General features: G+C 63.2%; 14 protein-coding genes. 9 read left to right on the top strand and 5 right to left on the bottom strand.

Annotated features, from left to right (window positions below):
- Positions 1-73: 73 nt before the first annotated feature.
- Together F506_RS07775 and F506_RS07780 are read left to right on the top strand one after the other, a co-directional pair.
- The gene (locus F506_RS07775) at positions 74-1,027 is read left to right on the top strand and encodes a DMT family transporter (protein ID WP_053196360.1); all 954 of its coding nucleotides are present in this window, start codon (positions 74-76) and stop codon (positions 1,025-1,027) included.
- 121 nt (positions 1,028-1,148) lie between these two features.
- Positions 1,149-2,096: an HDOD domain-containing protein gene (locus F506_RS07780; RefSeq protein ID WP_053196361.1), complete on the top strand. Its 948-nt coding sequence runs from the start codon at positions 1,149-1,151 to the stop codon at positions 2,094-2,096.
- 28 nt (positions 2,097-2,124) lie between these two features.
- Here the strand turns inward: F506_RS07780 and F506_RS07785 are convergent, their stop codons facing one another.
- Positions 2,125-4,236 (bottom strand): FUSC family protein, encoded by a 2,112-nt coding sequence (locus F506_RS07785; RefSeq protein ID WP_235471425.1) that lies wholly within the window; start codon positions 4,234-4,236, stop codon positions 2,125-2,127.
- A gap of 142 nt (positions 4,237-4,378) precedes the next feature.
- Positions 4,379-5,299, bottom strand: a complete 921-nt coding sequence (locus tag F506_RS07790; protein WP_053196365.1) for a LysR family transcriptional regulator — start codon at positions 5,297-5,299, stop codon at positions 4,379-4,381.
- A 140-nt stretch (positions 5,300-5,439) separates the two neighbouring features.
- Here F506_RS07790 and F506_RS07795 point away from each other — a divergent pair, with 140 nt between their 5' ends.
- From F506_RS07795 to F506_RS07820, 6 genes are all read left to right on the top strand, one after another.
- Positions 5,440-6,927 (top strand): succinate CoA transferase, encoded by a 1,488-nt coding sequence (locus F506_RS07795; protein WP_053196367.1) that lies wholly within the window; start codon positions 5,440-5,442, stop codon positions 6,925-6,927.
- 363 nt (positions 6,928-7,290) lie between these two features.
- Entirely contained in the window at positions 7,291-8,919 is a 1,629-nt protein-coding gene (locus F506_RS07800; RefSeq protein ID WP_053196368.1) for a sensor histidine kinase, read from the top strand.
- Positions 8,912-9,367, top strand: coding sequence for a response regulator (locus F506_RS07805; protein ID WP_053196371.1), 456 nt, complete (start codon positions 8,912-8,914; stop codon positions 9,365-9,367). The genes F506_RS07800 and F506_RS07805 overlap by 8 nt, the downstream gene beginning before the upstream one ends.
- A complete protein-coding gene (locus F506_RS07810) occupies positions 9,364-9,750 on the top strand; it encodes a response regulator (RefSeq protein WP_053196373.1) in 387 nt (128 codons plus the stop codon). The genes F506_RS07805 and F506_RS07810 overlap by 4 nt, the downstream gene beginning before the upstream one ends.
- Positions 9,751-9,846: 96 nt before the next feature.
- Positions 9,847-10,137: a DUF1488 family protein gene (locus F506_RS07815; RefSeq protein WP_053196374.1), complete on the top strand. Its 291-nt coding sequence runs from the start codon at positions 9,847-9,849 to the stop codon at positions 10,135-10,137.
- A gap of 487 nt (positions 10,138-10,624) precedes the next feature.
- Positions 10,625-12,691, top strand: coding sequence for a bifunctional diguanylate cyclase/phosphodiesterase (locus F506_RS07820; protein ID WP_053201366.1), 2,067 nt, complete (start codon positions 10,625-10,627; stop codon positions 12,689-12,691).
- 29 nt (positions 12,692-12,720) lie between these two features.
- On the opposite strand, the gene F506_RS07825 is transcribed toward F506_RS07820, so the two are convergent.
- Together F506_RS07825 and cls are read right to left on the bottom strand one after the other, a co-directional pair.
- Positions 12,721-13,638, bottom strand: coding sequence for a hypothetical protein (locus F506_RS07825; protein ID WP_235471426.1), 918 nt, complete (start codon positions 13,636-13,638; stop codon positions 12,721-12,723).
- Between the two features lie 35 nt (positions 13,639-13,673).
- Entirely contained in the window at positions 13,674-15,020 is a 1,347-nt protein-coding gene (cls, locus tag F506_RS07830) for a cardiolipin synthase (protein ID WP_235471515.1), read from the bottom strand.
- Positions 15,021-15,464: 444 nt separating this feature from the next.
- Here cls and F506_RS07835 point away from each other — a divergent pair, with 444 nt between their 5' ends.
- Entirely contained in the window at positions 15,465-15,782 is a 318-nt protein-coding gene (locus F506_RS07835; protein ID WP_158443120.1) for a hypothetical protein, read from the top strand.
- A gap of 22 nt (positions 15,783-15,804) precedes the next feature.
- Here the strand turns inward: F506_RS07835 and F506_RS07840 are convergent, their stop codons facing one another.
- On the bottom strand, positions 15,805-18,426 hold the full coding sequence (locus F506_RS07840) for a sulfite reductase flavoprotein subunit alpha (RefSeq protein ID WP_053196381.1): 2,622 nt from the start codon (positions 18,424-18,426) through the stop codon (positions 15,805-15,807).
- Positions 18,427-18,462: the final 36 nt, after the last annotated feature.

Below are 18,462 nucleotides of genomic sequence, written 5' to 3' on the forward strand. Positions count from 1 at the left end.
TGAAGAGCCGCAGTCAAGACGCGCGCCGCCGCTTTGCCTATCCTGCCTGGCAGTGAATCGAACAAGGCGGAACATGAAAAGCAATATCTCGGCCGGTGTCGGCAACGGTATCGCGGCGGGGGCGTTCTGGGGGCTGGTGTTCCTGGCGCCGCAGGTGCTCGGCAGTTTCAGCGCATTGCAATTGTCGGCGGCGCGCTATCTCGCTTACGGCGTCGTCGCCATGATGCTGCTGGCGCCACGCTGGCGCGCCCTGGCGGGACGGCTCGGCCGCGCCGAATGGCTGGCGCTGGCGTATCTGAGCCTGCTCGGCAACATCCTGTATTACCTCTTCCTCGCCAGCGCCGTGCAATGGGCGGGCGGCGCGTCGACCTCGCTGATCATCGGCCTGCTGCCGGTGGTGGTGACGCTGGCGGGGGCGCGCGACGAGGGAGCGCTCAAGTTGTCGTCGCTGATGGCGCCGCTGGCGCTGTGCCTGCTCGGGGTCGGCCTGGTCGGCGTGCAGGCGCTGTCGGCGGAGCACGCCACGACGGATCTGGCCACACGCGCGGCCGGCTTGCTGTGCGCGTTCGGCGCACTGGCGTCGTGGTCGGTCTATTCGGTGCGCAACAGCCGCTGGCTGGCGCGCCGGCCCGACATCTCATCGCACGACTGGTCGTTGCTGACCGGCATCGTCACCGGTGCGCTGGCCTTGCTGCTGGTAGTACCGGCGTTCTCGCACGGCACGAACGGGCATGACGGCAGCGATTGGCTGCGCTTCTGGGCAGTGGCGGCGGCCGTGGCGATTTTCGCCTCGGTGGTGGGGAATGCCTTCTGGAATCGCGCCAGCCGTCTCTTGCCGCTGACGCTGACCGGGCAGATGATCATCTTCGAGACGCTGTTTGCGCTGCTGTACGGTTTCCTGTGGGAACAACGCTGGCCGACGCGGCTGGAAGTGCTGGCGATCGTCTGCCTGGTGAGCGGGGTACTGTGGTGCGCGTCGCTGCATCGCGGCCACGGAGGAACAGCGGAAGCATCGGCCCAGGCATGAAGATCGCTGGCGCGAAGGCGGCGGCAACTGATACCATCGAAGCTATCCAAGCTGCGATATAAAGAACAGGGCTCATTTCATTCTGCGCTCTGAATAGTTGCCACGTGAATACTTCGACTCCATGCCCAATTTCATCGACCCCACCGATTTCGAAGCGCTGAAACAGGACGACGCGCTGCCGTCGCCGAGCGGCGTTCGTCTCAACATCATGCGCATGTGCCGCCAAGAGGATGTTTCCCTGGTCGATCTGGTCACGCAGATCCAGGCCGATCCGGTGCTGGGCGGCCGCATCATCAAGATCGGTAATGGCGCCTCGGTCAACAAGGGGCGTCCCATCGTCGCCATCAGCAAGGACGTGTTGCTGATGATCGGACTGGATGCGGTGCGCCAGCTGGCGCTGGCGATTTCGTTGACCACCGAACGCCGCGACAGCAACTGCGCCGGATTCGACTACGCCACGTTCTGGGCGCGCACGGTCGCCATGGCCTGCGCTGCTCAAGCGCTGGCCGAATACTACGGCGAGGCGCCGCCGACCGAAATGTTCGCCAGCGGCCTGCTGGCCAATATCGGCAGCCTTGGCCTGGCGGCGGCGCGTCCGGCGGAATATGCCGGCGCGCTGGCGAGCGTCACGGACGATGACAGCAGTGACGCGAAACTGCGCGACGCCGAACAAGCGGCCTTCGGTTATACCCATCTCGACCTTGCCGCCTCCATGATGCAGGACTGGAGCATCCCGCGCCTGTTCTGCGAAGCGGTGCTGCATCACAAGGCGCCGTCGCAGTCGGGGCTTGACGATGAGTCGCGCCAGTTACGGCTGGCGCAGATGCTGCATGTCGCCGGCGCCATCGCCGATTATTGCGTGGCGCCTGAAAACGCACGCGTACCGGCCTTGCAGGCCTTGCTCGATGCCGGCGCACCGCTCAACGGCGAGATCGATCACGTGAGCGCGCTGTGCGACCGTGTCGGCCGCGACTGGGTGGAATGGAGTTCGATGGTGGGTATTGCAGCGCAAGCGTTGCCGCCGACGCGCGACGTGTTGGCGCAGTTGCGCGAACAATCGGGTCAATAGGCCATCGCAGCTGCCGGAGCAGCTGCAATCAAGTCTTGCCGGCCGGCGACAACTCCGGATACATGGCCGCCGCCAGCAGGCATACCGTCTCCACCGCATCCGCACGCGCCAGGTCATGCACCAGGGGGCGTTGCTGCAGCAGGGCCGCACAGGGTACGGCAGCGGTGACACGGCGCTCAAACAGATCTTCCATCGTCCGCAACCAGTTGTCGAATTCGACGCGCGCCTGCCGTTCCGCCGCGCTTGCCGATGCTCTCTCTTCCAGCCAGATATGCGTGGCCGCACACGCCAGCCGGCGTGCCAGCGCGACGCAGGTGCGGGCGTTGTGGATCTGGCGTGCATCGACGCCGCCTTCGCGCAGCAGCCGTTGCAGCAGCAGGCCGCTCTCGATATTGACCACGCAGGCTTCGCGCCGGTAGGCGTGCATTTGCGCAGCGTGCGGATGCAGCTGCAGCGCACCGCGCAGGTAAGCCAGGTTGGTCAGGATCATGTGCGACAGGTTGCGATGCAGGTTGGCCTGGCGGCGCTGGGGCCATAGCAGGTAGGTGGCGACAATCGCGACCACGGCGCCGATGACGTTGTTGCCGGCGCGCAGCAGCGCGTTACTTAGCTGCAGTTGCGGTTCGGTCGCGACGTCGGCCACCAGCACGAACACCGGTGTCAGGAACAGTGAATACAAGCCGTAGCTGACCGGCCGCAGACCCATCGCCAGCGCCGCCATCGGAAACACCAGCAAGGCCAGCGCAAGCGGCGAATGGATGAACAGGCAGAGCACCACCGCCAGCATGCCGCCGACGATGCTGCCGATGGCGCGCTCCATGCTGCGCGACCAGCTGTCGGCAACCGAGGGTTGCATCACCAGCATGGTCGCCATGGTTGCCCAATAACCGAACGGCAGCTGCAGCAGGTGCACGATCAGGTAAGTGACCCCGGCCGCGACCGCACAGCGCAGGCCGTGCCTTACTTCAGCAGAACCGCTGCGCAGGTGCGCGGCAGCCATGCGCAGTGCATCAAGTGCATCTTGGCGCAGTGAGCTCTGCGGCAGGCTTGGGCGCGCCGCCTGTTTCCAGTCAGCCAGCACCATCAGGCCATCTACGTCATGCAGGTCGCGCAATTTCAGCAGTTGCGCCACCTGCGACGGCGCACGGCCGGTCAGCTGGCGTAGCCGCAGCATGGCGCGCGCATCTTCCGCGTCGCTATGCGCGAGGTTGCGCTTGCCGGGCGTTGTTGCCACACCGCTTTGTATGGTGCGCAGCAATAGTGCCATGGCGTTCAGGATGCGGGCGATGCGCCGGCGCGAGCGGGCATCCTGGGAACGAAAGAGCGGCAGGCGCAGATCGCAGAGCGCCGTGATGCAGTCGAGCAGCGCGTCGGCGCGCGCCAGTTTGATCAGGATGTTCTCGTAGAGCTTGCTGGCGTCGCTGCGGTCGGCCGGGATCGCAGCCAGGGTCGCACGGGCGGCGGCAATGTCGGCGCGGATATGGCGGCGGGTCTGGGCGGCGGCTTCCTCGCGCACGCCGGAACTATCGTTGCTGCCGCCGATGTCGGCCAGTTCGGCCAGCGCGCCGTAGACGCGTGCAACCGCCTGGCGCGCAGGGGCAAACGGATGGATGCGCCACACACTCAGGCCCAGCAGCGTGGCCCAGGCGCAACCGGAAAAATAGATCACGACATGGCTGTGCTGCAGCGGCAGCAGCGTCACCGGGAAGTCCGCCAGGATCGCCGACACCCCGGCCGCCAGTATCAGCACCAGCCCGGTAGCGGCGCCGTAGATGCGCGCAAAGCCGGCAATGCCGGCGCAGGCCATGATGGCCAGCAAGCCGGCCGACATGCCCATGCCGCTCAGTGTGGCGGCGAAGATGCCGCCCAGCGCCGATGCCAGTGCGAAGCCGCCCATCGATGCCAGGCGCGCGCGATTGGAGCCGGCGCTGTCGGCCAGGCAAGTCAGAAAGGCGCCGATGGCGGCCCACGAAAAAAGCGGATTGTGCAGCCACTCACCCACCAGCAGCATGGTTCCCGCCGCCAGGGCCGCACGCAGTCCCTCCGACAGGCTGGCGTGGCGCATCGGGAAGTTGACCGACCAGCGGCGCACGCGCGTGGCCAGAGGCGACGTGAGCAAGGTGAGGGATGTGCGCGACATTCGCGGCGTGGCGAAGGAGGAGAGCGGCGGCATTCTGGGGATGGGCTGGAGCAATGAATGGGGATGCCTGCCAGTATAGAAAACGCCGCTATTGCCGGTATGACTTAATTTCGACGAATGCAGTCGGAATATTCATGAAAATTCACTCGCTTCTGGCGACTTTCTTGCCCGTCACAGGCGGTCCGCCGGCGAACAGTTCGCTGCTCAGCGTCAGCCAGGCGCGCGCCGCATGCGACAGATAACCGCCGCGTGTGACGTAAGCCACCTGCCACTGCACCTCCGGTTCCACCAGCCGCACGGATTGCAATTGATCGGAGGCGAGCCGGTGGATAAAGGGTTCCGGCAACAGGGCCACGCCCATGCCGGCCAGCGCCATGGCCACCAGCCAATCCCATTGGCCGCTCTGGGCCGCCACTTCGGGCGCGATGCCGGTATCGCGGAACATGTTGCGCAAGGTGCGTGTCAGGCCGAACTCGTTATTGAGCAACACCAGCGGCATGTCCTTGAGCGCCTTGCACGGCAGCGTGCTGCGATTTTTCTGGAAGCGGCCGGCCTGCGCCACGGCCCAGATCGGATAGGCCGCCACCGGCGTCATTTCGAGTTCCAGCTCGGGCGCGACGGGCAGCACCGTCATGCCGATTTCCAGGGTGCCGGCGGCGACGCGCTGCTCGATTTGCGGGCCGGTGTCTTCCAGCAGCGTGATGGCGATTTCGGGATGGCGTTCACGGAAGGCCTTCAGCACCGGTGTGCAGAGAATGTTCACCATCGGCGGGATACCGATCTCCAGGTGACCCTGACGCAGGTTGCGGGTGTTGTGGATTTCGGTGTTGAGGCGCTGGACGCCCGCCAGGATCTGCTGTGCCTGCTCGTACACGACGCGACCGGTATCGGTCAGCTGCAGGCTGCGTCCGGCGCGGATCAGCAGCGGCGTGCCGATCTCGTCTTCGAGCTGGCGCACCATCTTGCTGACCGTCGACTGCGTGACATGCAGGGCGTCGGCGGCTCGACTGAAGCTGTTGAGCCGGACGGTTTCCGAGAAGTAACGCAGGGCGCGGATGTCCATGATGATGGTCCAAATTATGCAAAAAACGACTGATTGAAGAGAGTTTAAATCATACGGCGCATGGTTAGCCGATTCTATACTCGTGAAAAAAAGATGGCAGAAATCCATTCTGTCTTTCCAAAATCGAGCAGGAGAACCAGATGTATTCCGAACGTATTCCGCCGGCGCTGGCCGGCAAAGTCATGTCCGCCGGCGACGCCGCCAGCCTGTTCCGCACCGGCATGATCATCGGCATGAGCGGCTTCACGCGCGCCGGCGACGCCAAGGCGATACCGCGTGCGCTGGCCGAGCGCGCCCGCAGCGAAGCGCTGCGCTTCACGGTGATCACCGGCGCCTCGCTGGGTAACGACAGTGACGGCCTGATGGCGGAGGCGGGCTTGCTGGCGCGGCGCATGCCGTTCCAGGTTGACGGTACATTGCGGCGCAAGATCAACGCCGGCGAGGTCATGTTCATCGACCAGCATTTGTCGGAAACCGCCGAGCAGTTGCGCAACGGTACGCCGGGAGCGATCGATATTGCGGTAATCGAAGCGGCGGCGATCACCAGCGAAGGCATCATCCCGACCATGTCGGTGGGGAATTCCGCCAGTTTCGTCGAGCAAGCCGGGATGATCGTCATCGAACTCAACGCCAGCGTGCCGATGGCGCTGGCCGGATTGCACGACATTTATTTGCCGCAAGGGCGGCCGGGGCGTCAGCCGATACCGCTGACCAGTCCTGAGCAGCGCATCGGCACGCGCGCCATTCCGTTCGATCCGGCGCGCATTGCCGCCATTGTCGTCACCGACATGCCAGACAGTCCGTCCAGCGTATTGCCGCCCGATGACGAGACCAAGGCCATCGCCGGCCATGTGATTCGTTTCCTGGAGGCCGAGGTCGCGGCCGGCCGCATGGGCGAGGAGCTGGCGCCGCTGCAGGCCGGCATCGGCACCATCGCCAATGCCGTGCTGCACGGATTGACGCAGTCCTCGTTCCGTAACCTCACGATGTTTTCCGAAGTGTTGCAGGATAGCGCGATCGAGTTGCTCGATTCGGGCCAGTTGCGCTTCGCCTCGGCGTCGTCGATCACGTTGTCGCCGGCCATGAACGAGAAGTTCATGCGCAATCTCGACCACTATCGCTCGCGCATCGTGCTACGCCCCCAAGAGATCAGCAATCATCCCGAGCTGGTGCGCCGGCTCGGCATCATCGCGCTCAACACCGCGCTCGAATTCGATCTCTATGGCAACGTCAATTCGACGCATGTCGGCGGCACCCACATGATGAACGGCATCGGTGGTTCGGGCGACTTCGCGCGCAACGGGCAGTTGTCGATTTTCGTCACCAAGGCGGCGGCCAAGAGCGGCGACATTTCCAGCGTGGTACCTATGGTGTCGCATGTCGATCACACCGAGCACGACGTCGACGTGCTGGTCACGGAGTTCGGCCTGGCTGATCTGCGCGGACTGGCGCCGCGCGAAAGGGCTCCGCTGATCATCGAGCATTGCGCCCATCCCGACTATCGCCCGGCGCTGCGCGACTATTTCGCCCGCGCTTGCCGGGCCGGAGGCCACACGCCGCATCTGCTCCCCGAAGCCCTGTCATGGCACGAACGCTACAAGAACGACAAAACCATGCGGGGTCACTAAGTCGTTTCGATGTTGTCATTTTTTTTATGTAATTGCGAATTAAACAACGCATCGAAAAAATTCATCCGCCGGCTGCGCCCGCACCGGCGTCAATACCCTGTCGCGCCTCTAAAAAATCATGGCGATTTGAAATCGTTTGTGAGACGATTGCCAATGGATAATTTTGTTGACATCAACGTAACTTTTGATAACGTCAACACGCGGCACCCGACACCGGTCGCGCATGCGCATCGCTGCGGGAAGCAAACAACAAGAATAGACGAATAGCAAAAAAGCAAGAGCAAAACAGTACGGCGCAGATCACTGTGCCGAGGGGATGTATCGATTGTTGCTGACGTGTTTTTCCGGAGAGAGAAGCCGTTTATGAAGCTATTCAGAAAAGGCCTGCTGCTGGTTGCGATTCCCGGCATGTTCGAGCTTGGCTTGCTGGGGATCCTGTACAAGAGCCAGGAGAACGCTACGCGGGCCGAAGTCTGGGCCCTGCACACCAAGGACGTCATCATCCAGGCGGGAGAAGTGCGCGAGCCCGTGCTGCTGCAATCGGCGCGGCTGCGCGCCGCCATCATTCTTAATGATCCGTCCGGGCTTGAGAAGAACGATCTGTGGGACAGCCTCGACAAGGAAATCGGCGAACTGCGCGCGCTGGTCGGCGACAACACCGAACAACGCCGGCGTGTGGAGGAGATCGGCGCCTCCGTGCGGGAATACCGCCAGTGGATTGACATCCAGACCGAACTTCTCAAGAACGGCAAGCGCGATGAGCTGGTGGCGGCCTTGCGCGATCCCAAGGCGCTGCGGCTGATTCAGGTGATTCAGCGGCAACTGGTCGAGTTCATCAAGGTGGAAGAAAACCTGGATGAGCAGCGACTGAAAGCCGTGTCCGAGGCGCGATTGATGCAGAACGTCGCTCTGGTGATCGCCTTGCTCGGCGCAATACTCGCCGCCGCACTGGCTGCACGGATTTTCAGCCGTGACGTCGGTGGTCGTCTGGCCGTGCTGACCGGCAATGCGCTCAAGCTGACCGAAGGCGGGGTGCTGGCCCAGCGCGTAGGCGGCAACGATGAAATCACCGAGCTCGACAAAGTGCTGCACGAGGCCAGCGCGCGCCTGCGCCAGGCCGAGGACGACGCACGGGCCTACCGTGAAGAACTCGAGCGTCACGCACGCGAGCTGACCGCCGTGAATGAAGATCTGCAGCGCCAGACGCAGGACAACGAAATGTTCATCTACAGCGTGTCGCATGACCTGCGCTCGCCGCTGGTCAACCTGCAGGGGTTCAGCAAGGAACTGCATCATTCTGTCGGCGAGCTGCACGACACCATCAACGCCAGCGATCTCAACGACGGGGACAAGCAGCGCATCCGCGACATCATCGAGGAAGACGTCGAAGTGTCGCTGCGCTTCATCCGCACTGCGGTAACGCGTTCGGCAGCGATCATCGACGCCATGTTGCGGCTGTCGCGCGTGGGGCGCGTCGAGTACCAGGCGCAAGAGACCAACGTCGACGAGATCGTCGCGCGCGTCATCGACGCCATGAGCAACACCATCCGCGAGCGCCAGGCATTGGTGGTGTCGCAGCCGCTGCCGCCGTGCTACGGCGACCCGACCGCGATCGAACAGATCTTCGGCAACCTGATCGGCAATGCAGTCAATTACCTCGATCCCAAGCGCCCCGGTACGGTCGAAATCGGCGTGCTGCCGCCGGATCCTGGCCAGCCCGATTTTCGCATCTACTACGTGCGCGACAACGGCCTAGGCATTCCGGCCGACTATCTCAGCAAGATGTTTTCCGCCTTCCACCGTCTTCACGCGGATGTCGCCCAAGGCGAAGGCGTCGGCCTGGCGCTGATCAAGCGCATCGTACTGCGCCATGGCGGCAAGATCTGGGTCGAATCCGTCGAAGGCGCCGGCACCACCTTTTATACCTCGCTACCGGTGCGACCGGTGCAGCCCGCAACCCAATTGGCTCAAGGAGAACAGACTCATGGCTGACAAAGACGAAGTAGGGATATTGCTGGTCGAAGACGACGATGGCCACGCCTTGCTGGTGGAAAAAAATCTGCGCCGCGCGGGTTTGTCCAACGGCTTCCTGCGTCTCAAGGACGGCCAGGAAGCGCTTGATTATTTTTTCAACGGCGAGGGCGTGCCTGCCAGGGAAAGATTCGAATCGCTGGTGGTGCTGCTGGATGTGAACATGCCCCGCGTGAGCGGTGTCGACGTCTTGAAGCGCCTCAAGGAAAACGAATCCACTGCAGCCATTCCTATCATCATGCTGACCACCACCGACGATCCGCGCGAGATCGAACGCTGCTATGACTACGGCTGCAATCTCTACATCACCAAGCCGGTGGAGTACGAAGCCTTCATCGAAGCGGTGCGCCGCCTCGGGTTCTTCCTGCAAATCATCAAGGTGCCCCCGGTAGGGCGCGGTGTTGCATGACTGCATCGGAACCCTCCATTCTGATCATCGAAGACGATGAAGGCCTGCGCATGCTGGCGCGTCGCCGTCTGGAAAAGCGCGGCTTCAAGGTCGGCAGCGCCGGCAGCATCGCGCAGGCGCGCAGCTTGTTGCGCGATGGCGCCTTCGATCTGCTGGTGATCGACTATCAGCTCGACGAAAACATGAGCGGTCTCGATTTTTACAACGAGTTGCGCGAAGAGGGCGTGAAGATTCCAGCAGTGATGTGCAGCGGTTTTTCAGACGAGGCGCATTTCGGCGAGGCGCTGCGTTGCGGCATTGCCCATGTCCTGCCGAAGTCGCAGGATTATCTGGACGAGTTGCCCGACGTCGTGCAGCAGGTACTGAATCGGGCGCAGGATTAAGCTGCACGGGCGGTGGCATTTGCGCATGCCGCTGCTGCCATGAAGGGCGCGTCATGGTAGGATGCTGACCCTCTGCAACGCCTCATTGAAGCCGCAATGTCGAAACAGTTTTTGCTTGAAAGCCCCAGGGATACCGGCGACGACCGCGTGACCTTCATCATCCGCAACAACGGCACGATGCTGCCCGGTTTCGTGAGCCGAGCCGCGCTGATTTCCATCGGCGGGCTGACCAGCAACAACATCGTCGCGCTCTACACCGAGCACCGCGCGCGTATTGCCGAAGCCGTCAAGAAGCGCTTGGCGCGTCCTGGCCTGGTGCCTTACATCGCGTTGACGCTGGAAGATTTGCAGCAGGCGCTTCCTCTTGCGGATGCCCGAGCCGAATAGTGATTCACGGCAATGCCGCAAGCACGGCGTAAGCTGCGCCTGATATTTTCACGCTGAATCAATGGCAGGGCCTGTCAATAATCAATTTGATGGGATTATTAACAGGTTCTGCTGTTGCCGTCGTGCTAATCTACGTTTGCGCAAAAAAGCGCCGGGCGCTCGCTGCTATCTCAGCGATCAGTGCACCGTAAAACAGACAACGCGTCATGATCGCGGCGATCGACCGGGACGAACGGTCGGCCCTTTTCCGCCAAGGAAAGAGGCTCAGAACAACAATCATTGGAGACACAGGCGACGCCACATGACCGGGACAGGTCGGGGCGGGCCTGATACGGGAATCAGCTTGAGAGCTTTGCAGAGACGACTATCGAATGCGTTCGTCGCCATTCAGGCGCGCTATCGCCGTTCGCCGCGGACGCACGCAGCGCACACAACGCACACAATGCACTTGCGTACGCATGCCTATGCCAGCCTCTATCAGCAGGAGATGCCTGCGCCTTCGGCCGAGCTCGAACGCAACCTGCGCCATTTCTCAGAGCAGTCCCTGGTCGGCGTGTACGTGCTGCGCAATGACGGTACCGTGCTGCACGCCAACGACAAGATGGCCGCCATGCTCGGCTACCAGCGCGGCGCCGAGTTGGTCGGCATGCCGGTAGCGAGTCTGACGGCGCCGGAAGACCTGTCCCTGCTGCAGGAAAACATGCAGTCGCGCCTGCAGGGCGACGCCGGCACCGTTCAATATTCCTATCGCATTCTGCGTCGCGACGGCACCCGTCATTGGGTCGAAGTGCACGGCAGCGTCTGCCCGCACGAAGGCGGCACCGCGCTGGTCGAAACCGCGCTCGACGTCAACAAGCAGGTGCAGTCCGAATGGCAGTCGCGCATGGCCGACCGGGTCTTCGAATCGACCAGCGAAGGCATCCTGATCACCGATGCCGAGTTTCGCATCCTGGCTGTCAATCCCGCTTTCACGCGGATTACCGGCTATCGTCCCGAAGAAGCGATGGACAAGCGTTCGCGCATGATGACCGGCCCCGGCGCTCAGGCTGAAATCAACCGCGGCATGCTGGAGCGGCTGGCGCGCGACGGCCACTGGCAGGGTGAAATGAAGGACCGGCGCAAGGACGGCAGCTGGTATCCGGCCTGGCTGTCGATCTCCGCCATACGCGACAACCGCGGCGGCATCAGCAATTACGTCGGCGTGTTTACCGACAACACCATCCGCAAGGAAGCCGAAACCAAGCTGGCTTTCCTGGCCGATCACGACAGCCTGACCGGCTTGCGCAACCGCAGCAGCCTGATGCGGATTTTCGCGCAGCAGATTGAAGCGGCGCAGGCGGCCGGTGAGACGCTGGCCTTGTTCTTCGTCGACCTCGACCGCTTCAAGACCGTCAACGACACGCTCGGTCATCACGCCGGCGATCAATTGCTGGTGGCGGCCGCTGAACGGCTGCGCGAGCAGTTGCGCCCGGACGACGTGCTGGCGCGCTTCGGCGGCGACGAGTTCGTCGTCGTGCTGGGCGGCTCGCCTCCACAGGCCATGATTGCGGCCATTGCGCAGCGCCTGATCAACAGCATCCTGCAGCCGTTCACAATCAACGGCCACGAGATGTTCATCAGCGCCAGCATCGGCAGCGCGGCTTATCCGGAACACGGTGAAGACGCCATCACGCTGCTCAAGAATGCCGACATCGCGATGTACCACGCCAAGGATCGCGGCAAGAACGCCTTCCAGCTGTTCAACAAGGAAATGAGCAATCATGCGCTCGAGCAGATGCTGCTCGAAAACAGCCTGCGCCACGCCATCGAACGCAAGGAATTCGAACTGTACTACCAGCCGCAGTTTTCGGCGCAGGACGGCGCCATCTGCGGCGCCGAAGCGCTGATTCGCTGGCGTCATCCGACGCGCGGGCTGGTGACGCCGGGCATGTTCATCACGCTGGCCGAACAGACCGGCCTGATCGTGCCGCTGGGCGCGTGGGTGCTGCGCGAAGCCTGCCGCCAAGGCAAGGCCTGGCTGGATCGCGGCTATCAGTTCGGGCGCATTGCGGTAAATTTGTCGCCGCGCCAGTTTTCATCGGACGACCTGCTTGCCACGATCGACAATGCGCTCGATCAGAGCGGCCTGCCGTCGGCCATGCTCGAGCTGGAAATCACCGAAGGTGCGATCATGCAGAATCCGCAGGAAGCGGTGGTGCTGCTCCAGCGCATGCGTGAACTGGGCGTGACGATTTCGGTGGATGATTTCGGCACCGGCTATTCGTCGCTGGCCAGTCTCAAGCAATACCCGCTCGATACGCTCAAGATCGACCGCAGTTTCGTCAAGGGCATCCCAGCCGACGCCGACGATGTCGCCATCACCGAGGCCATCGTCGCCATCGCCCACAAGCTGCATCTGAAGGTGGTTGCCGAAGGCGTCGAGTCGCAGGAGCAGCACGATTTCCTGCGTGCAGCCGGCTGCGACATGGTGCAGGGTTATCTGCATTCGCAACCGCTGACGGCCAGTGAAATCGAGCAGCACTGGTATCTCGGCGGTGCACAGGCGGAGACCTGACGCGCTGCTTCCATTGCCTGTCTGCCGCGTCACTCCCTGTTCTGCCGCGCATATTCCTTGCGTTTCATGACCAGATATTCGTTCTTGTCGACCTCATGCAGTTGGCGCGGGTAGCGTTCGGTGGCGCTGAACCAGGTTTGCAAGCGTTGCTCCAGCTGCTGCTGCGGCGGTGCCGCCAGACCGCTGAGGAAGGCGTCAATCGCGAGGTAGTAGCGCATGGTATTGCGTTCCACCGTGCCGCGCATGCCGCCGATATAGCCGCTCTTGTCGGACTTATCCTGCGTGAATCCGACCTTGTCGCTGCCGGCGGTGGCAAGATAGGCGCGCAGCGCCACGCGGCTGGCCAGGCCGAACGAGTAGGAATACGTCAGATGCAGGAAGCTGCGGCCGTCGCCGAGCGGCACTGCTTCCAGCTGGATGCGATAGTCGCGCGTGTCGATCGGTCCCTTGTCTGCGGCCAGGCGGACGTCGAAGTAGTCGTCGCCGTTGGCCGGCACGCGGTAGTTGAAGTCGATCCGGTAGGCGTCGTCGATGGCCTGATCGTGCTTCTTGCCGACGCGCATGCTCAGCGTGGCGGGATTCTGACCAGGACCTGGACGGCAGTATTTGGTGTTGAGATGCAGTATCAGCACGTCGCACCAGTGCGCCGGCGTGGTCAGCGAGTTGCGCACCTGGGCAAACGGATAATCGATCACGGCATAGATGTCGCCCTTGATGCTGGATGAGCTTTCGGTCGAATTGAGATACAGCGGACGCGCAAATTGATTGTTCGTCAATTGCGGCTGCAGCGCCTGGTATTTTTCCTGCAGGGCAGGGCCGCCGGAGGATTCGGCGGCCAGGGCGGAGGCGCACACCGCCAACGACACCGCGAGCAGCGTCGCCACCACGGTGGCGGCGACCACGGCGCGCAGGCTCTGGTGCAATGGTTCGGAAATGGGGAAGCGCATGCGGGTCTCCTGGTTCTCCTTGATGATCTTTGCCGTTACAGCCAGCGCGCCCACAATCCGGCGCCGAATTCCTTCAGGCGGTCGCCGAGGGGACGATGCTTCCAGGCGTCGAGCGTGATTTCCTTGGAGGCATCCAGGTCGCGCTCGAACATGGCCTGCATCTGCACGCCGAATTGCGGCCCGAGGATGACGGCGTTGATTTCCTGGTTGTAGATGAAGCTGCGCCAGTCGAGGTTGGTCGAGCCGATGGTCGACCAGACGCCGTCGATGATCGCGGTCTTGGAATGCAGCAGTGCGTCCTGGCGTTCATAGATCCTGACGCCGCCTTCGAGCAGCTCGGTGTAGAAGGAGCGCGAGGCGTTGAGCACCAGCGCCGAATCGCTCTTGCTCGGCAACACCAGGCGTACGTCGACGCCGCGCTTGACGGCATCCTTCAACGCCTCGCGCAATTGCGGATCGGGGATGAAGTAGGCGTTGGTCAGATAGACCTTGGATTCGGCGTGCTGGATGGCCGAGATGAAGGTGGCGTAGATCACGCTGTAGGGGTCTTCGGGCGCGCTGCCGATGCCACGCACGATTTCAGGCCCCTTGTTGTCGATCTTGGGGTAGTAGTTTTTTTTCGCCAGTTCGGGACCATGCTGCTTCTGCCAGGTGTCGATGAACATCTTCTGGAATTCCGCCACCACCGGGCCGTCCATGCGCACCTGAGTGTCGCGCCACGGCACCTTGTTGGGGTTGTCTTCTTCCTTGGGTTTGCGCTTGCGGAACGAGCCGCTGGAGTACACGCTGCTGATGTTGATGCCGCCGACGAAAGCGGTCTTGCCGTCGACGATCAGCAACTTGCGGTGATCGCGCTGGTTGACTTCCCAGCCCTTGCGCGCCTGCGCCGGATTGACCGGATTGAATTCCAGCACCTGGATGCCGGCGTCGATCAGCGGCTGGAAGAATTCGCGCGGCGTACCGAGCGTGCCGACGCTGTCGTACATCAGGTTGACCTGGACGCCATGTTTCTGCCGGTCGATCAGCAGGTCGGCGAACTGCTTGCCGGCGTCGTCGTCTTCAAAGATGTAGGTTTCCATGTTGATGTGGTCGCGCGCTTCGCGGATGGCGGCGAACATCGAGGCATACGTGGCCGGCCCGTCGATCAGCAGCGAGACCTTGTTGCCGGCCACCAGCGGCGAGCCGGTAATGGCTTGTTCGACCGCGAGGTGTTTCTCGAGGATCAGGTTGTCCTGCTTGGAATCCTTGAACTTGTCGAGCACGGCCTTGCTTTGCTCGGGAGTGAGGATGCCGCGTCCGCCCTTGATCTGGATGGCCTTGGCCGATTGCGTGTCCATGTCCGGCACGATGCGTGGCAGAGAGCCGCATCCGGCCAGCGCCATGACTGCGACGGCGGCGCACAAGCGCAGGCGGTTGAGCCGTGCGGTCGCGGTGATGCTTGTGTTGAAAATCACGTGATTTTTTTGTGTAGTCATGACTGTCCTGCAAGGCGATGGTCGGGAATCCGACAATGTCATTCGGAGTATATGCCGCGCAAAAGCAGGCTTGCGGCGTGAATGCCACGTTATTGGCAGGAATCGGCGCTGTCCTACATGAAAACGAGAGGGCTGCCTACGCAGGAGTGGAGGGACGCGCCGGGTTGCGGCGGCGCAGCGTGCGGATTTTTACTTTTTGTTTATCCGGACCGCGCTTCTTTTTAGGATTTCTTTACGCGGTGCGGACTAATCTGATCCCGTTATCAATGCCACGAAAGCAGGTCCGTCATGCCCCCCATGGTCTGGAGAAAACGGTCGTCCCCGCTCACGCGTTTGCTGTTCCCGGAAGTCATGCCCTCCTTGCTGCCGGCTGCACCGGCAGAACCGCAGCCGAACGAGCCGGCGCGCCCCGGACCGCGCAAGACGCTGACGCTGCCCAAGCAGCGTGAACGCCTGATGCACATTACGGTGACGCGGGAAGAGGTCACGCATCTGCGCGAGGTGGTGATGCAGAGTTGCCATTGCGTCTGCTTCATGCGCATGTCGCCGCTGGACCATGCCCGCCGCATGTGTCTGTGCCTGTGCGTGCAGGCCGAGGCGGTGCCGATGGTGATGGATGCGGTGATGTGGGCGCTGCCGCAGGCCGAGTTCGGCCTGCGGCAATCGTAGTGCAGGCCCGGGAAGATCCGGATCAGTACACGTCGCGGCGATAGCGGCCCTGGGCGATGAGGTCTTCCAGCGCGGCTTCACCGAGCAGGTCGGCCAGCGCGGCGTCGACGCCCGCAGCCATGCCGTCGAGGCTGCCGCAGACGTACAGCACTGCGCCTTCGTCGAGCCAGGCCTTGAGCATATCGGCGGCCTGGCGCAACTTGTCCTGCACGTAGACGCGCTCGGGCTGATCGCGCGAGAAGGCGATGTCGACACGGCTGAGCATGTCGTCCTGCATCCATTGTTCGATCTCTTCGCGATAGAGGAAATCGTGGGCGCGGTGACGTTCGCCGAACAGCAGCCAGTTGCGGCGCTGGCCGCTCGCGATGCGGGCGCGCAGATGACCGCGCAAACCGGCCAGGCCGGAGCCGTTGCCGATGAAGATGGCCGGGGTCGGTTCGGGTGCGAGTGCGAAGCTGCTGTTCTCCAGCAAGCGCAATTCGACGGTGCTGCCCAAAGGCGCGTATTCCGTCAGCCAGCCCGAAGCCAGGCCGAAGCCGTCTTCATGCGCAACCTGGCGTACCAGCAGGTGTACGCGTTCGTCCTCCGGCACCGAGGCGACCGAGTAGCGACGCGATGCCAGCGGCTGCAGGGTGTCGGCCAATGCTTGCGGCGCCAGACCGGGGCCGGATCTGGGAGCCGGCAGAACGCTGCGCGACAGCGCCTCGGCCAGGGTGAGCGTGACGCCCTGATGGCGGACCGCGACGTCGCCGTCGAGGCCGGTGCGGCTCAGGAATAGTGCAACGCGGTCGGGGGCATGGCGTGGCAGAATTTCCGCCAGTGCGCCGGATTGCCACTGCACATTGCCGCCAGCGGGCGCGTCGAATTCCAGGTGGTAGATGGCCTGGCCGGCGCTGCCCGGATTGAGCAGCTTGCGTTCGCGCAGGAGCCAGCCGGCATAGGGCGCTTCGGCCGGCGCCGGCGCGGCATCTTCCAGCGGCGCGCCGCCGGTCAGCACCGCAAGTTCGCGTTGCCAGGCTGCGAGCGCGGCCGGTGCCGTGGTTGCGTTATCGTCGACTTCGATCATCGGGAAGAACGCTTGCGCGCCCTGGCTGCGCAGCCAGTGGTCGACGCTGTGGCCGAAGCCGCAGAATTTTTCATAGTGGCGGTCGCCCAGCGCCAGCAAGCCGAATTGCACGTGAGCGAGGGCGTTGCCGGGTGGTTGTGCAAGCTGCCGTGCAAAGCGGCGCGCACTGTCGGGCGGCTCGCCTTCGCCGAAGGTGCTCACCACAAATAGCGCACGGTGAAAGTGGCGCAGCCGTTCCGGATCGAGCGTGGCCAGCGATTGCACGGTGACGGCAACGCCGGCTTTCTGCAGCGCTGCAGCAGTGTGCAGCGCGATGCGTTCGGCTTGACCGGCTTGCGTGGCGTAGGCCAGCAGTACGCTTTCCTTGCCTTCCTTGCTGCCGCCGCCCGGGCTGGTCACGACGGCTTCGCGGCTGCGGTCGAGCAGGGCGCGTTCGGCGCGCACCGCGCGCTTCTTGCGTCGGCGGTCGAGGTACAGCATCCAGCCGGTGATGCCGAACAGCGGCATGATCAGTGCTGCAATCGTCATCACGATGCGACCCGGCATGCCAAAGTAGGTGCCCATGTGCAGCGGATAGATCGCGCCGATGAAGAGGCCGCCGGCATCCTTGTCGGCGAAGCGTTCATTGAGCTTGATTTCGCCGGTCAGCGGCAACACGTTCAGGCGATTGCGTGCGCGCTCGTGCGAGGCGTCGGGCAGCAGGTAATTGAACTGGACCGGCTGCGCGGTCTTGTCGGAAATGCGGATGTTGACCAGCGTGTACGGACCGGCCTCGCGCACGAACACGTCCCAGGCCAGCGTGAGGTCGAGCGGTGCAGCTTCGGCTTTGTCCGCCCTGTCCTTCTCTTTGTCCATGCCCATGCCTTTGGGCTTTTCGCGTTTGGCTTGCGGCGCACGCACTTCCTGCCCGGCTAGGCTGTTGACGCCGGCTTTGAACCAGTCGAACGCCCAGTACATCCCCGTCGTAGTAAAGACCACGTACATCACCAGCGCCCAGGTGCCGATCACCGAATGCAGGTTCCACAGGAAGGAACGGCCCGAGAGGCCGAAGTCCAGCTTGAACCAGGCGCGCCAGTTCAGCGCGCGGCGCGGCCAGCGCATGTAAAGCCCCGACAGCGCCAGGACCAGCAGGCACATCGACAGGCTGCCGGCGACGATCTTGCCGGTATCGGTCGGCAGCAGCAGCCAGCGGTGGAAGCGTTCGGTGAATTCGAAGAACTCGTTGCCGGCCAGCGGCGGCAGCAGTGCGCCGGTGTAGGGATCGGCGTAGCGCATTTCGCCGCGGCGCACGCCCGGCGGCGGGGCGAAGTTGATGCGCACGGAAGCGCCGGGCCGGACCGACGCGATGAGCACCGCGACGCGCTCATGCGGGACCTCGGCGCGCAGGCGTTCCAGAATCTGCGGCGGCGTCAGCATGGCCTGGTCGCGCACGGCGACATGGACGATGCCGGGATTAAGCCAGTCGGTAATTTCTTCGCGGAAAGACAGAATGGCGCCGGTCACGCCGATGAACATCAGCACGGTCCCTGCAGTGATGCCGATGAACCAGTGCACCTGGAACCAGATTTTCTTGAACATTGTTTTTCTCTTGTGGGCCGCGCGGCTTGCTGACGC

Source organism: Herbaspirillum hiltneri N3 (assembly GCF_001267925.1).
GTDB classification, from domain to species: Bacteria; Pseudomonadota; Gammaproteobacteria; order Burkholderiales; family Burkholderiaceae_D; genus Herbaspirillum; species Herbaspirillum hiltneri.